At 70.0% G+C, this 13,739-nt stretch carries 15 protein-coding genes; 6 read left to right on the forward strand and 9 right to left on the reverse strand.

The window, feature by feature from the left end; all coding sequences use genetic code 11:
* Positions 1-1,486 (reverse strand): DPP IV N-terminal domain-containing protein (locus tag C0461_RS01865; protein WP_292103431.1); only part of this gene is annotated, 1,486 nt, incomplete at its 3' end.
* 142 nt (positions 1,487-1,628) lie between these two features.
* Between C0461_RS01865 and C0461_RS01870 the strand changes: the two genes are divergently transcribed.
* Both C0461_RS01870 and C0461_RS01875 read left to right on the forward strand, forming a co-directional pair.
* Positions 1,629-2,444, forward strand: coding sequence for a ferredoxin--NADP reductase (locus C0461_RS01870; protein ID WP_292103432.1), 816 nt, complete (start codon positions 1,629-1,631; stop codon positions 2,442-2,444).
* Between the two features lie 177 nt (positions 2,445-2,621).
* Positions 2,622-2,954, forward strand: a complete 333-nt coding sequence (locus C0461_RS01875; protein ID WP_292103434.1) for a chorismate mutase — start codon at positions 2,622-2,624, stop codon at positions 2,952-2,954.
* A 179-nt stretch (positions 2,955-3,133) separates the two neighbouring features.
* On the opposite strand, the gene C0461_RS01880 is transcribed toward C0461_RS01875, so the two are convergent.
* The 3 genes from C0461_RS01880 to C0461_RS01890 are packed head-to-tail and all read right to left on the reverse strand — an operon-like array spanning position 3,134 to position 6,787.
* Positions 3,134-4,741, reverse strand: coding sequence for a cisplatin damage response ATP-dependent DNA ligase (locus C0461_RS01880; protein WP_292103436.1), 1,608 nt, complete (start codon positions 4,739-4,741; stop codon positions 3,134-3,136).
* The gene (locus tag C0461_RS01885) at positions 4,741-5,799 is read right to left on the reverse strand and encodes a ligase-associated DNA damage response exonuclease (protein WP_292103438.1); all 1,059 of its coding nucleotides are present in this window, start codon (positions 5,797-5,799) and stop codon (positions 4,741-4,743) included. Before C0461_RS01885 ends, C0461_RS01880 begins: the two co-directional genes overlap by 1 nt.
* Before the next feature lie 40 nt (positions 5,800-5,839).
* Complete coding sequence (locus C0461_RS01890) at positions 5,840-6,787, reverse strand: pepsin/retropepsin-like aspartic protease family protein (protein WP_292103440.1); 948 nt, start codon at positions 6,785-6,787, stop codon at positions 5,840-5,842.
* Between the two features lie 100 nt (positions 6,788-6,887).
* Here C0461_RS01890 and C0461_RS01895 point away from each other — a divergent pair, with 100 nt between their 5' ends.
* Positions 6,888-7,277 (forward strand): DUF559 domain-containing protein, encoded by a 390-nt coding sequence (locus tag C0461_RS01895; protein WP_292103442.1) that lies wholly within the window; start codon positions 6,888-6,890, stop codon positions 7,275-7,277.
* A gap of 46 nt (positions 7,278-7,323) precedes the next feature.
* Here the strand turns inward: C0461_RS01895 and C0461_RS01900 are convergent, their stop codons facing one another.
* Entirely contained in the window at positions 7,324-7,911 is a 588-nt protein-coding gene (locus C0461_RS01900; protein ID WP_292103443.1) for a GGDEF domain-containing protein, read from the reverse strand.
* Positions 7,912-8,030: 119 nt separating this feature from the next.
* Between C0461_RS01900 and purE the strand changes: the two genes are divergently transcribed.
* Together purE and C0461_RS01910 are read left to right on the forward strand one after the other, a co-directional pair.
* The gene (gene purE / locus C0461_RS01905; protein WP_292103444.1) at positions 8,031-8,522 is read left to right on the forward strand and encodes a 5-(carboxyamino)imidazole ribonucleotide mutase; all 492 of its coding nucleotides are present in this window, start codon (positions 8,031-8,033) and stop codon (positions 8,520-8,522) included.
* The gene (locus C0461_RS01910) at positions 8,522-9,601 is read left to right on the forward strand and encodes a 5-(carboxyamino)imidazole ribonucleotide synthase (protein WP_292103446.1); all 1,080 of its coding nucleotides are present in this window, start codon (positions 8,522-8,524) and stop codon (positions 9,599-9,601) included. The genes purE and C0461_RS01910 overlap by 1 nt, the downstream gene beginning before the upstream one ends.
* 107 nt (positions 9,602-9,708) lie before the next feature.
* On the opposite strand, the gene C0461_RS01915 is transcribed toward C0461_RS01910, so the two are convergent.
* Together C0461_RS01915 and C0461_RS01920 are read right to left on the reverse strand one after the other, a co-directional pair.
* Complete coding sequence (locus C0461_RS01915) at positions 9,709-10,032, reverse strand: endonuclease domain-containing protein (protein ID WP_292103448.1); 324 nt, start codon at positions 10,030-10,032, stop codon at positions 9,709-9,711.
* A gap of 66 nt (positions 10,033-10,098) precedes the next feature.
* Complete coding sequence (locus tag C0461_RS01920; protein WP_292103450.1) at positions 10,099-10,737, reverse strand: COQ9 family protein; 639 nt, start codon at positions 10,735-10,737, stop codon at positions 10,099-10,101.
* 202 nt (positions 10,738-10,939) lie between these two features.
* Between C0461_RS01920 and rpsU the strand changes: the two genes are divergently transcribed.
* Positions 10,940-11,170 (forward strand): 30S ribosomal protein S21, encoded by a 231-nt coding sequence (gene rpsU / locus C0461_RS01925; protein ID WP_148291571.1) that lies wholly within the window; start codon positions 10,940-10,942, stop codon positions 11,168-11,170.
* Positions 11,171-11,244: 74 nt separating this feature from the next.
* On the opposite strand, the gene C0461_RS01930 is transcribed toward rpsU, so the two are convergent.
* Positions 11,245-12,699: an ABC transporter permease gene (locus C0461_RS01930; RefSeq protein WP_292103451.1), complete on the reverse strand. Its 1,455-nt coding sequence runs from the start codon at positions 12,697-12,699 to the stop codon at positions 11,245-11,247.
* A complete protein-coding gene (locus C0461_RS01935) occupies positions 12,696-13,649 on the reverse strand; it encodes an ATP-binding cassette domain-containing protein (RefSeq protein WP_292103513.1) in 954 nt (317 codons plus the stop codon). The genes C0461_RS01930 and C0461_RS01935 overlap by 4 nt, the downstream gene beginning before the upstream one ends.
* Positions 13,650-13,739 lie beyond the last annotated feature (90 nt).

Here is a 13,739-nt window from a genome sequence, read left to right on the forward strand (position 1 = left end):
CCGGGGTGCGGTGGCGCGCGAGATAGGGGTGATAGGGATGCCCCTCGCCCAGCCGGTTCTCCTCGATCCAGCGGATGAAGGTCCCGTCGGCGCTGTACAGGCCGCTGCGGCTGGGCGCCGTGGGATCGGAATAATTGCCCACGAAGGCCGTGGCCGGCCCGTTCATGTTCACGCTCCACCAGCCGCCCTCGGGAGTCACGGGCGTCGGCGCCCCGCCATCCAGGGTGGTGCGCCACAGGCGCTGTTCGATGGGCAGTTCGCGCGCGGCGACGTCCGTGATTTCGAACGAGGCGGTGAAGAAGACCTCGCCCGTCTCCCCGTTGATCCCCTCCAGGGATTTCACCGCCCAGTCGCCGTCGGTGATCTGGCGCACCAGGGTCCCGTCGGCCTCGTACAGATACAGATGCCGCCAGCCATCCTCTTCGCTGGACCAGACGAAGCGGCCGTCCTCCAGCGCGCGGAAGTCGTGGGTCAGGCCGACCCAGGCGTCGTCGGTCTGGGTCACGATGACCCGACTCTCGCCCGTGGCCGGATCCACGGCCAGCAGGTCCAGGGTCTGCTGGTCCCGCGACTGGCGCTGCACATAGAGCACGCCCCCGTCGGCCGACCAGTTCACGCGGGCCAGATAGATGTCGTCATTCTCGCCCAGGTCCACCTCGATCCGCTGGCCCGAGGCCACGTCATGGATGAACAGGTCGACGATGGCGTTCGGCCGCCCGGCGCGGGGGTAGCGTTGCTCGATGGTGGTGGCGCCGCCGCCCTGGATGTCCAGGCGCGGGATCACGTCGACCGTGCTCTCGTCCACGCGGGTCAGGGCGATGCGGGCCTCGTCCGGGCTCCACCAGTAGCCGGTGTCCCGGTCCATCTCCTCCTGGGCGATGAACTCGGCCGTGGCCCAGGTGATCAGGCCGTCGCCGTCGGTGGTGACCGCGCGCTCGTCGCCGCCGGCCAGCGGCTGGATGTACAGGTTCTCGTCGCGCACCCACGAGGCCCAGGTTCCCTGCGGCGACACCTTGGCGTCGATCTCGTCGCCCTCGGTCTCGGTCAGGCGGCGCACCTCGCCATTGCGATCGGCCAGGAAGATGTCGCCTTCCAGCGGGGCCAGAATGTAGCGGCCCTGCTCGTCCCACGAATACTCCACCACCCCGCGCTGGCTGATGCGCATGCGTTCGCGCCGCGCGATCTCGGCCTCGGACAGTTCGCCGGCGTCCGGGACCAACGCTCGCGCGTCGATCAGCTTGTAGGGTTCGCCCTCGCCGGTGGGCGCGGCCCACAGGTCGAGGGTGTTCACGTCATCCTCGCGCGAGCGCAGGAAAGCCACCAGCTCGCCGTCCGGCGACAGGCTGACCCCCCGAGCCACCGGGCCGTTCAGGCTGGGGTCAGCGAAAACCCGCTCGGGGGTCAGGACCGGGGCGGCCGCATCAATCGACTGGGCGAAGGCGGGCGGGGCGATAAGCAGGCTCGAGGCCAGAAGCAATGTGCGCATGGCGGCCAAGCTAGCGGCTCAGCGCCCCGTGACAACTGTTTCCGCGCCGACGGCGGAATAAGAATGGGTATCCGTCCCCCGCAGAAAATGTCGCGCCCGCGAACCTTTCGCATCCCCGGCGAAGGGCTTAAGTCGGAGCCCCATGACCGACACTCTCGCCGTCGCCGCAAAGCCCGCCAAACCCAGCCCGTATCACGAGGCCGAGGTGCTGTGGGTGAAACACTGGACCGACCAGCTGTTCAGCTTCGGCCTGTCGCGCGCCGAGGACTTCCGCTTCCGCTCCGGCGAGTTCGTGATGATCGGCCTGCCCACCGAGACGGGCAAGCCGCTGGTGCGCGCCTATTCGGTGGCCAGCCCCTTCTGGGCCGAGGAGCTGGAGTTCTTCTCCATCAAGGTGGCGGATGGGCCCCTCACCTCGCGGCTGCAGAAGATTCAGCCCGGCGACACGGTGGTGGTGGGCAAGAAGCCCACGGGCACCCTGGTGCTGGACGCCCTGACCGGCGGCGAGCGACTGCACCTGATCGGCACGGGCACCGGCCTGGCGCCCTGGCTGTCCGTGGCCCGCGAGCCCGAGACCTACTCCCGCTTCGGCCGGGTGATCGTGACCCACACGGTGCGCAAAGCCGAGGATCTGGCCTATCGCGAATTCTTCGAGGGCGGCATCCACGAGGACCCGCTGATCGGCGATGAGGCGAAGGCCCAGTTGACCTACTATCCCACCGTCACGCGCGAGCCGTTTCACAATGCGGGCCGCATCACCGACCGCATCCGCTCGGGCGATTATTTCCGCGATCTGGGTCTTGAGCAGGGCTTCGATCCGGGCAAGGACCGCGTCATGCTGTGCGGCTCCATGGCCATGATCAAGGAGACGGCCGAGCTGCTGGAAGGCTACGGCCTGAGGGAAGGCTCCAACGCCGAACCCGGCGATTTCGTGCTGGAACGGGCCTTCGTGGGCTGACCGGGCTTGGCGGGCGCGGCCCCCTCCCCTGGAGCCTGATCGGTTGAGGTGAAATCGCTTCGCGATTTCGCCGATGCCGTGAATGAGGCTCCGGATAAAAGCGAGAGCATGATTCACGCTTCTGTCGGAACCGCACAGCGGTTCCGTCCGAAACGATCATGCTCTAAAGCCGGGGCCATGACCGCGCCGAACTCCGTCTCCATCGACCCTCGCACCCCGCCCGAAGACTGCACCGACATGGCCCAGGTGCGCGACGGGGTCGACGCTCTCGACCGCGCCCTGGTCACCCTGCTGGCCGAGCGGCAGCGCTACATGGAGGCCGCCGCGCGCATCAAGCCCAGCCGCGACGTGGTCCACGACGACTGGCGCATCGAGGACGTGGTGACCAAGGTGCTGGCCGCATCTGAAGAGGCAGGCCTCTCCCCCGCCATCGCCGAGCCCGTCTGGCGCAAGCTGATCGCCCAGTGCATCGCCCATGAATTCGGGGTGTGGGACAGGACGCGGACGTAACTCCCTCTCCCGTTGGGAGAGGGCTGTGCGCAGCGGCTTGCGAAGCAGCCGCTCCTTCGCGCACAGGGTGAGGGTTCGGTGGCCGCCTCCTGGAAACACCCGCGCCTCATCCCCCGCGCAAGAACCTTCGCGCTGCGCGCTCCGGTGCGCGGGTCCCCCTTCTCCCACCGGGAGAAGGGTCAGGCATTCAGCATCCGCTCCAGCGTCGCCAGTTCGTCCGCCTCCTTTGACGGCTTGTCCCAGCGGATGCGGCTGATGCGGGGAAAGCGCATGGCGACGCCGGACTTGTGGCGTTTCGACCGCTGCAGCCCCTCGAAGGCCACCTCCAGCACCAGACCGAACTCGCGGTCCGCCCGCACGGCGCGCACGGGGCCGAAGCGGTCGGTGGTGTGGTCGCGCACGAACTTGTCCAGCTGCTTCAGCTCCTCGTCGGTGAAGCCGAAATAGGCCTTGCCCACCGGGGTCAGCACATGGGCGCCGTCGGCGTCCTCCACCCAGACGCCGAAGGTGTAGTCGGAATAGAAGCTGGACCGCTTGCCGTGGCCGCGCTGGGCGTACATCAGCACCGCGTCAATCAGGTGCGGATCGCGCTTCCACTTGAACCACGGCCCCCTGGGGCGCCCGGCCTCGTAGGTGCTGTCCAGCCGCTTCAGCATCAGGCCTTCGGCGATGGCGGGATCGCCCGGCGGCGGCGCGAGGCGCAGGGCGGCGAGCTCTTCCCACGTATCGAACGGCTGGATCGGCGACAGGTCGATGCGGTTCGATCCCGCCGCCGCCACGAACGCCTCCAGCCGCGCGCGGCGCTCCGCGAACGGCAGCCCGCGCAAATCCTCGCCCCCCGCCGCCAGCAGGTCGTAGGCCCGTACCCCGGCGGGGTTGGCGGCCACCAGCTTCGCATCCACCGTCTTGCGGTTCAGCCGCTGCTGGAGGTCTCCGAACGAGGCCACCTGCCCGTCGCGCATGACCAGCAGTTCCCCGTCGATCACGCCCTCATAGGTCAGGGCCTCCAGCACGTCTGGAAAGGCGCCGGAGATGTCCTCGCCCGTGCGGCTGTAGAGCCGCTTCACCCCGCCCTCGGACACCGCCTGCACGCGGATGCCGTCCCATTTCCACTCCGCGGCGTAGGCGGCCGGGTCCAGCTTCGGCAGGTCGGTCGCCTCGTCCAGCGGCTGGGCCAGCATGACGGGGCGGAAGCGGCCGTGGGCGTCGGTGGAGGGCCGCTCCGCCTTGCCCTCCAGCCAGGCGAACAGGTCGGCGTAGGGCGGTTCCTGTGCGTGCCAGACCTCCTGGATGTCGGCCACCGCGACCCCGCCGAAGTCCGCCGCCGCCTGCCACGCCAGCCGGGCCGAGACGCCGACGCGCAGGCCGCCGGTCAGCAGCTTCAGCAGGGCCCAGCGCCCGTCGGCGTCCAGCGCGTCCAGCCAGCCTTCCAGCAGCCCCTGCACCTCGCCGCGTTTGGCATGGGTCAGGGCGTCGATGACCTCGGACAGCTCCGGCTCGCGGTTGGCGCCGTGGCGGGCGGGCCAGATCAGGGCCACGGTCTCGGCCAGATCGCCCACATAGTCATAGGACAGGCGGAACAGCTCCGGATCGACCCTGCCCTCCACCGCCTGACGAATCATGGCGGGCTTGGCGGCCTTGAACGACAGGGCCCCGGTCAGGGCCGCCAGCGCCCAGCCCCGGTCCGGGTCCGGGGCGTCCACCAGATGGTCCCGCATCAGGGTCAGCTTGGCGTTGCGCGACGCGGTCATGGACAGCCGGTCCAGCAGGGTGGCGAAGGCGCGCATCAGCCGTCGGCCTCCCCGCCCGGCTCTGGACCGCCCATGTCCTCGTCGTCCTCGTCCTCATAGCCCACCAGATGCAGGGCCCGGGCGTTCAGGCCGTTCAGCGCGGCCCAGCGACACAGGGCGTCGTCCCGCCCGTGGGTGATCCAGACCTGATCGGGCATCAACTCGGTCAGGGTGTCGGTCAACTCGTCCCAGTCGGCGTGGTCGGACAGGATCAGCGGCAGCTCCACCCCTCGTTGCCGCGCGCGGGCCCGCACCCGCATCCAGCCCGAGGCGAAGGCCGTGACCGGATCGGGAAAGCGGCGACTCCACCGGTCCGCGATGGCCGAGGGCGGGGCCACCACGATCTTCCCCGCGAAGTCGGCCTTTGATCCGGTGGCGGGCGCCAGCGGCCCCAGATCGACGCCGTAATGTTCGTACAGCCGGTTCAGCCGCTCCAGCGCGCCGTGGACGTAGATGGCCTCGTCATAGCCCGCCTCGCGCAGCAGGCGGATCACCCGTTGCGCCTTGCCCAGGGCATAGGCCCCGACCAGATGGGCCCGGTCCGGAAATTGGCCCACGGACTTCAGCAGATGGCCGATCTCGCCCGCGTCGGGCGGATGGCGGAACACGGGCAATCCAAACGTCGCCTCGGTGATGAAGACGTCGCAGGGCACCGGCTCGAACAGGGCGCAGGTGGGGTCGCGCCGCCGCTTGTAGTCACCGGACGCCACCACGGTCAGACCGCGATGGCTCAACACCGCCTGGGCCGAGCCCAGCACATGGCCGGCGGGGGCGAACCCCACGGACACGCCATTGACCTCGGCGGTCTCGCCGTAGGCCAGCCCCTGGGTGCGCCCGGCGAAATCCTTGCCGTAACGCTCGCCCATGATGGCCAGGGTCTCGGGGGTGGCCAGCACCGATCCGTGCCCGGCCCGCGCATGGTCCGCATGGCCGTGGGTGATGACGGCCCTGTCCACGGGCCCCGGCGGATCGATGTAGAAATCGCCCGGCTCGCACCACAGGCCCCTCGGTGTGGGGCGCAGCAGGGCTTCGGGCTTCAGGGCTGACGGCGGCATGGCGTGATCATAAGGCGCCTTTGGCCAAGCCGTTCCCGGCTCACCCCACCAGCATCCGCCCGGCGCCCATGTCCAGGATCAGGCGGTCGTCGTGGAACAGCCCCATGCCCGCCAGCACCGCCGGCACGCCCGGCAGGGCGCTGCGCGGATAGGCGTGCACCTCCACATCCTCATAGAGGCGTTCGCCCAGGGTCAAGGTGCGGGCCGTGACCACCTGGCCCGCCAGCACGCCGCCCAGTACGATGCTCGACGCCTCGCGCGCCTCGCGGCCGTCCAGCAGCCCCGCCGCCTCGGCCGTCTCCATGTTAAGGCTCAGGGCGGGCGAGGCGCCGGTGTCCACCACCGCGTCCAGCACCGCGCCCTCCACCGACACCTGGGTCATCAGGGACCGACCCTCACGCGTGGCGGGCAGAACCTGGGCGTCCGGCGGCGCCACGGCCGCCAGGTCACGCCCAAAACGCAGGCGGCGGCGCGGGAAATCGATATCCAGCGCCATGCGACTCAGCACGTCATAGCCCACGATCAACCGGGTGTTCAGGCCGCTGGACGCCAGCGGGCCCAGATCCAGCACCCCCGCCGTCAGGCCGTTCAGGGTCATCCAGCCCAGCCGCACATCCGCATTGACCGCATGGCCCAGCTGCGCCCCGCCGCCCAGTCCATAGGCGATCTGGGGCGGACCGAGGCGACGTGGCAGATCCAGTTCCTCGGCCAGGGTGGCGTCCAACACTGACCGCTGGGCCCCGCTGTCGATCAGGGCGTCCACGGCCGTGTCGCCGATCATGGCGCGGGTCGAGACGAACAGGCGATGCTCCGTGGCGAAGGCCAGCCAGCCGCTGGTCCCATCCTCGGCGAAGGTCGCGCCCGGCCCCGGCCAGAACAGTTTCTCCCGCGCCCACCACGCCGCCGCCCCCGCTGCACCCAGGAGCCCCAGGCTGGTCAGGACAGAACGGCGCGATCGGCCGCGGGAGCGGGAGGGGGAATGATTCATGGACAAGACGTGATCTATAATGCGCGAGGCGCAAATATTCTCCTCCCCATTCATGGGGAGGGGGACCGCGCCCGCAGGGCGTGGTGGAGGGGGCGGCCAGGTGGCGGACAGCAAATCCCATGAGCGCGCACGGCGGTTCCGCCGCGAACTGACCCCGCCAGAAGCCCGGCTGTACGTCGCACTCAGAGGCCGAAAACTGCGCGGACTGAAGTTCCGCCGCCAGCACCCGATCGGGCCGTACATTCTGGACTTTTACTGCGCCGCCGCGAAGTTGGCGGTCGAGGTGGACGGCGCCTCGCACCTGACCGCGGAGCGCGGCGCCCACGATGAACGCCGGACGGAATGGCTGGCCCGGCAGGGCGTCAAGGTCATGCGGATCGCCGCGTCCGATGTGCGGGATCACCTGGTGGATGTGCTGGGCTGGATCGGAGATGCGGCCGAGGCGCGTTTGCCTGAACCTCCCGGCCGCCCCCTCCACCACGCGGGCTGAGTCGCCCGCGCGGTCCCCCTCCCCGCGAGCGGGGAGGAGAGAAAGTCTAGCGCCCCTTCTTCTTCACCCACATGGCGGCGTCGGCCTCGGCCAGCCAGGTTTCGGCGTCGGGCTGGCCCGCATAGGCGCGCACGCCGAACGACCCGCCCAGCGGCACCCGCTCGCCGTCCCACTCGAATCCGTCGGCGTTGAGGGCCTCCAGCAGGCGGCGGGCCTTGTCGCGGCCTTCCTCGGCCCCGGCGTTCAGCAGCAGCAGGGCGAACTCGTCCCCGCCCAGACGGCCCACGGCGTCGCTTTCGCGAAGGTTGGCCAGCATCAGTTCGGCCACGCGCTTCAGCGCCGCGTCACCCGCTGGATGGCCCAGGGTGTCGTTCACGCCCTTGAACCCGTCCAGATCCAGATACAGCAACACCGCCGGCACATCGTGGCGGCGGCAATAGGCGAGAGTCCGGTGCAGGGCGTCCATGAAACCGCGACGGTTCAGGGCCGGGGTCAGCACATCGTGGTCCGCCGCAGCCTCGGCCGCCTCGGCTCGGGCGCGCAGGGCCTCGACCTCCGCGCGCAGACGCCGGAGCTCGCCTTCCAGGTCGATCGCGAGCGCACCGCTCACCGGACCCTGACCACCGTCGGACACTCCCGAACTCCCGCCGGGGGCGCGACTCACCCCCGTTTACGGAGCCGATGCTACCGCACCCGGTTGCTCACGCAACGCCGGTCCTATAAGCCCGCTCTTTCCTTGACGTCGGAGGGTTCATGGACCGCTCTACGCCCCTGGTCGCCATCGTGATGGGCAGCCGTTCGGACTGGCCCACCATGAAGTGCGCCGCCGATGCGCTGGATGCGCTCGAAGTCGCCTGGGAGGCGCGCGTCGTCTCGGCCCACCGCACCCCCGACCGGCTGGTCGCCTTCTCGCGCGGCGCGAAGGCTGAAGGGTTCAAGGTCATCATCGCGGGCGCGGGCGGCGCGGCCCACCTGCCGGGCATGGTCGCCTCCATGACCGAGCTGCCGGTGCTGGGCGTGCCGGTGAAGTCCAGGGCGCTGAAGGGGCTCGATTCCCTGCTCTCCATCGTCCAGATGCCCGGCGGCGTGCCGGTGGGGACCCTGGCCATCGGCGAGGCGGGCGCCACTAATGCCGGCCTGCTCGCCGCCCAGATTCTGGCCCTGTCGGACGAGGCCCTGGCCGGACGATTGGCGAAATGGCGCGCGGACCTGACCGCTTCGGTCGCGGAGACCGTCGAGGACTGATGGCGCAGTTCCCTCTCGCTCCCGGCTCCAGCATCGGCATTCTCGGCGGCGGCCAGCTGGGCCGGATGCTGTCGCAGGCGGCCTCGCGGCTGGGCTTCGACGTGGTGATCCTCGATCCGCAAGCCGAAAGCCCGGCGGGCCGGGTGTCGCGCCAGCAGATCACCGCCCCGTTCGACGACCCCGACGCGCTGGAGGCGCTGGGCCGGCTGTCCGACGTGGTGACTTTCGAGTTCGAGAACGTGCCCTCGGCGGCGGTGGACCTGCTGGCCGTCAACGGCGCGGCGGTGGCGCCGGGCCCCACGGCCCTTGCCGTGGCGCAGGACCGCTCGGCGGAAAAGACCTTCCTCAACGCCGTGGGCGCCGCGACGGTGGACTTCGCCTCCATCGATTCGGCCGAAGACATCGTCGCCGCCCTGCCCCGCATCGGCCTGCCCGCCCTGCTCAAGACCCGGCGCGAAGGCTATGACGGCAAGGGCCAGGCCTGGGTGCGCTCGGCCGACGAGGCCGAAGCCGCCTTCGAGGCCATCGGCGGCGCCCCCGCCATTCTTGAGGCGAAGGCCGATTTCGTGCGCGAGCTGTCCATCATCGCCGCGCGCGGACTGGAGGGCGAGATCGCCGTCTATCCCTTGGGCGAGAACCGCCACGCCGACGGCATCCTGCGCACCACCCTCGCCCCCGCAGAGGTGCGCCCCGACACCGCCGCCCGCGCCCGCGAGATCGCCGAGGCCATTCTGGACGGCCTGGCCTATGTGGGCGTCATCGGGGTGGAGCTGTTCGAGCTGGCCGACGGGACACTGCTGGTCAACGAGATCGCCCCCCGGGTGCACAACACCGGCCACTGGACCCAGGACGGCTGCCTCTGCGACCAGTTCGAGCAGCACATCCGCGCCATCGCCGGCTGGCCGCTGGGATCAACAGACGCCCTGGCCCGGGTGGAGATGACCAACCTGCTGGGCGAGGACGTCCTCGACTGGCCCGCCCTGTCCGCCGACCCCGCCGCGCGCCTGCACCTCTACGGCAAGGGCGAGGCGCGCCCCGGGCGCAAGATGGGGCATGTGAACCGGGTGCGGAAACTCTAGTTCTCCTCCCCGCCTGCGGGGAGGGGGACCGCGCGGGCGACTCAGCCCGCGGGGTGGAGGGGGCGGCTCGGTGTTTGAGGCAAACGCGCCTCGGCCGCATCTCCGATCTAGCCCAGCACATCCACCAGATGGTCCCGCACATCGGACGCGGCGATCCGCAGCACCTTGATGCCCTGCAGGGCCAGCCATTCCGTCCGGCGTTCATCGTGGGCGCCGCGCTCAGCGGTCAGGTGCGAGGCGCCGTCCACCTCGACCGCCAGCTTGGCGGCAGAGCAATAGAAGTCGAGGATGTAGGGGCCGATCGGGTGCTGGCGGCGGAACTTCAGTCCGCGCAGTTTTCGGCCTCTGAGTGCGACGTAGAGCCGGGCTTCCGGCGGGGTCAGTTCGCGTCTGAACCGTCGCGCACGCTCATGGGATTTGCTGTCCGCCATCGGCGTCGCCCCCTCCACCACGCCCTGTCGGGCGCGGTCCCCCTCCCCATGAATGGGGAGGAGAATCTACCCCCGATACCGCATCCTACCGAGCCACTCCGTCGCCTTCCTCAGCGGGGCGTCGAAGTCCTTGCCGGCTTTCCACTTCTCGAAGGTCATGACGTTGTCGATGCGGCGCTGGACGAAGGCCTCGGCGGCTTCGCGGCCGTCGAACCAGCGCATGGTCAGGGCCGGGATCAGGATGCCCGACAGGATCATGCGCTTGGAGTAGTGATTCTCGTCCGTGGCCGTGTCGCCGGCCCAGCGCCAGATGCGGTCGGCGCTCTCCCATGCCAGCTCCAGCCCCAGATCGACGTTTGTCGGCAGGGCCAGGAAGCCGGCGCAGCGGCGGGCCGCCTCCAGATCCGCCGCCCCGGCTTCCATGCGGGCCGAGACCCCGGCGAAGATGCGCTCGCGGATCTTCAGGCCCTCGGACGACAGGCCCTCCAGCGCGCGGGCGTCATGGCGGCGCGACAGCAGGGCGGCCAGATCGCGCGGTCCGTTGGGCAGCAGCAGCTCCTCGTCCCCGCGCGACAGGCCCTGGGCCTCGCAGGCGGCGCGCACCAGGCGGCGGTTCCAGCCCAGCGCCCGCGCGCGCTCCACGGCGGCGTCCAGCACCGCCTGCTCCATGCGGTCAGCCCAGTCGGGTTCCGTGCTCGTGTTCATGCCAGTAGATTACGCCCGGGCCGCGCGCGTGGCGAGCCTGCATCACAATCTGCGTCCTTTGGACCGGAAACCTAGACAGGCTCAAACCGTTCGTGTATCCGCACGCCTTCCTTGCGGGAGCCCGCCTTCCGCGAGAAATTGTTTTTTGTTCGCCCGTCTCCCTTGGATAAGGACGCGGCGGGCGGCCAAAGGAGAGATACCCCTGGTTCAGATTTTCGTTCGCGACAACAATGTCGATCAGGCGCTCAAGGCGCTCAAGAAGAAGATGCAGCGCGAAGGCAGCTTCCGTGAGATGAAGCGCCACGTGCATTACGAAAAGCCGTCGGAAAAGCGCGCCCGTCAAAAGGCCGAGGCCGTGCGCCGCGCCCGCAAGCTGGCCCGCAAGCGCGCCCAGCGCGAGGGTCTGCTGCCCGCGCCGCCGCCGCGCCGCTAAGGCAGGACGACTGCTGAAACGATCAGGCCGCCCCGGTTCGCCGGGGCGGCCTTTTCACGTTGGGACAGCGGGGATCATCCCTCCCGCTTCAGAACCCGGCCCAGGCTCTTCCACTCCAGCTTGACCCCCGACAGGGCCCCGGCGCGGAAGGCGCGGCCCGCCAGCCAGGTGATCACCACCACGGTCACCAGCATGCCGGCCATGGTGCCGATGATCTCGACCAGCGGCGGTCCCGACGGCGCCCGCGCGCTCATCAGGAACGGGGTGAACAGGGGCACCCAGGACAGCACCTTGACCACCATGGCGTCCGGGTTGCGCATGGCCATCTGCATGACCAGCAGCGGCACAATCAGGATCATCATGATCGGCCCGATCAGGGTCTGGGCCTCGCGCGGCGTCTCGCAGAACGCCCCGATGGCGGCGAACATCACCGCGTACATCAGGTAGCCGCCCGCCAGATAGGCGAACAGATACAGCAGCAGACCATCCTTCATCAGCACCGCGGCCACGTCCGCGCCGATCTGGGGAATCAGGGCCGCGAACCCGGCCGCGCCCATGGCGCCCCAGGCCAGCAGCACCGTCCCGGTCAGGGCGGCCACGCCCAGCACCTTGCCCGCCAGAATCTCGGTGGATGAGGCTGACGACATCAGCACCTCCATCACCTTGTTGGCCTTCTCCTCCATGACGCTGTTCATCAGCATGGACGCCCCGGTCACCACCAGCGACCACAACAGGAAGCCCAGGGCGAAGCCGATGATGCCGGGCAGGCGGTCGCGCATGGCGACCTGGCCGCCGCTGGCGCTGGCGGGCGAGAACAGCTGCACCTGCGGCCGGAACCGCTGCACGTCGTCCACCACCACGTCGGCGACGCCCGCGCCGGTCAGGGCCTCGCGCCGGTTGACCTCGACCAGGGCCGACCGCACCGCGTCCTCCACCGTGTCGTTGGTGGCCCGGCGCGACCACACCACCGCCGAGGGCGCGCCGTCGACCCGGTTCAGAATCACCGCCGAATCCAGCCGCACCTCGCCCGGCAGCAGGCGCTCGCCCTCGAACCACGGAGCCAGCATGGCCGCCGGATCCTCGGTGGACGCCAGCTCGGTCAGCCCGGCCGGCGCCGGGTCCATGATGCGGATGCGTTCGCGCGGCGTGCTGAATCCCGCAGCCGCCTGGGGCGCGACGCGCCTGAGCTCCGCCAGTCCGGCCTCATAGCCCTCCCGCTCAGTCCGGTCGCGCACGGCGTCGGCCGCTTCGGGCCCGGCCTCGATACGGGCTGCGGCGCGCAGGGCCTGCGCCTGACGCCCCAGGGCCTCGCGGTCCAGAGCGGCGCGCACAGCGGCGGTCAGGGACGGCCCCTCGCCGGGCGCCTCCACCAACACCACTTCACGCACCGGCTCGGACCGCTCCATCAGAAAGGGCACAGAGCCGCCCAGAACGGCGAAGAACGGCAGGGCCAGCAGCGACAGCCAGAACCCGACCGTGCGGGCGTAGGCCAGATATTCGCGGCGGGCGATCAACAGGGCGCGTTTCATCGGGCGGCCTCCTCGGTCCGGTGACCCTGATCCTGATCCGGGTCCGCCCCGGTCAGGCCGATGAAGGCGTCGTGCAGGCTGGGCTCGCGCATCTGGAAGGTGCGCACATCCAGGCCCTGGACGAAGGCCGCCTTCAGCGCCTCCTGTCCCGCGCCGCCCGCTTTCAGGGTCGCCCGGATGCGGCGCGTTTCGCCCAGATCCTCGCTCTCCACCGAGACCACGCCCGGCAGGGCCGCGACGACGTCCGGCGCGATGGCGCCTTCCAGCTCCAGATAGCGCGGCGCCGTGGCCCGCGCCTCATCCACCGTGCCCTCGAACGCCTTCTGCCCGCCCGCGATCAGGACCACCTTGTCGCACAGCCGCTCGGCGTGCTGCATCACATGGGTCGAGAACAGCACCGTGGCCCCCTTCGACGCGATGTCGCGGATCATAACCTCCAGCCCCTGCTGGTTCATGGGGTCCAGTCCGGAGAACGGCTCGTCCAGGATCACGAACTCCGGCTCGTGCGCCAGGGCGGCGATCAGCTGGACCTTCTGGGCCATGCCCTTGGACAGGTCCTTCATCTTCTTGTTCGACGCCTCGCCCAGCCCCTGGGCCTCCAGCATGACCCGGGCCCGGCGGCGGCCCTCGCCCAGCGGCACGCCCTTCAGACCGGCGAAGAAGGCGATGGCGTCCACCGGCGTCATCTTGCGGTACAGGCCGCGCTCCTCGGGCAGGAAGCCGATGCGGTCGCGCACCTTGCGCCCGTCGTTCGCCCCAAGGATTTCCACGCGCCCCGAGGTGGCCGGGGTCAGGCCCAGGATCATGCGGATGGTCGAGGTCTTGCCCGCCCCGTTCGGTCCCAGAAAGCCGCAGATGGACCCCTTGGGAACCTGAAAGCTCAGATCACGCACGGCCTGAAAGGCGCCGTACCGCTTGCTGACATCCGTAAGTGCGAGCGCCGGACCCATGCCGCCTCCCCTGTTCGCGAACACCATGACTAACCCGCTTCTCCGTCGCCCGCCAACCGTGGCCGTTGACGGGACTTGCGCGGCGGCGGA

Source organism: Brevundimonas sp. (assembly GCF_013823285.1).
Taxonomy (GTDB): Bacteria; Pseudomonadota; Alphaproteobacteria; order Caulobacterales; family Caulobacteraceae; genus Brevundimonas.

Excerpts from the sequence above, each read along its gene's own strand:
- C0461_RS01890 (WP_292103440.1), bottom strand. The coding sequence starts at position 6,787 with ATGAATCATTCCCCCTCCCGCTCCCGCGGCCGATCGCGCCGTTCTGTC.
- C0461_RS01870 (WP_292103432.1), top strand. The coding sequence starts at position 1,629 with ATGACCGACACTCTCGCCGTCGCCGCAAAGCCCGCCAAACCCAGCCCG.
- purE (WP_292103444.1), top strand. The coding sequence starts at position 8,031 with ATGGACCGCTCTACGCCCCTGGTCGCCATCGTGATGGGCAGCCGTTCG.
- C0461_RS01915 (WP_292103448.1), bottom strand. The coding sequence starts at position 10,032 with ATGGCGGACAGCAAATCCCATGAGCGTGCGCGACGGTTCAGACGCGAA.
- C0461_RS01930 (WP_292103451.1), bottom strand. The coding sequence starts at position 12,699 with ATGAAACGCGCCCTGTTGATCGCCCGCCGCGAATATCTGGCCTACGCC.
- C0461_RS01875 (WP_292103434.1), top strand. The coding sequence starts at position 2,622 with ATGACCGCGCCGAACTCCGTCTCCATCGACCCTCGCACCCCGCCCGAA.
- C0461_RS01885 (WP_292103438.1), bottom strand. The coding sequence starts at position 5,799 with ATGCCGCCGTCAGCCCTGAAGCCCGAAGCCCTGCTGCGCCCCACACCG.
- C0461_RS01935 (WP_292103513.1), bottom strand. The coding sequence starts at position 13,649 with ATGGGTCCGGCGCTCGCACTTACGGATGTCAGCAAGCGGTACGGCGCC.
- C0461_RS01910 (WP_292103446.1), top strand. The coding sequence starts at position 8,522 with ATGGCGCAGTTCCCTCTCGCTCCCGGCTCCAGCATCGGCATTCTCGGC.
- C0461_RS01880 (WP_292103436.1), bottom strand. The coding sequence starts at position 4,741 with ATGCGCGCCTTCGCCACCCTGCTGGACCGGCTGTCCATGACCGCGTCG.
- C0461_RS01920 (WP_292103450.1), bottom strand. The coding sequence starts at position 10,737 with ATGAACACGAGCACGGAACCCGACTGGGCTGACCGCATGGAGCAGGCG.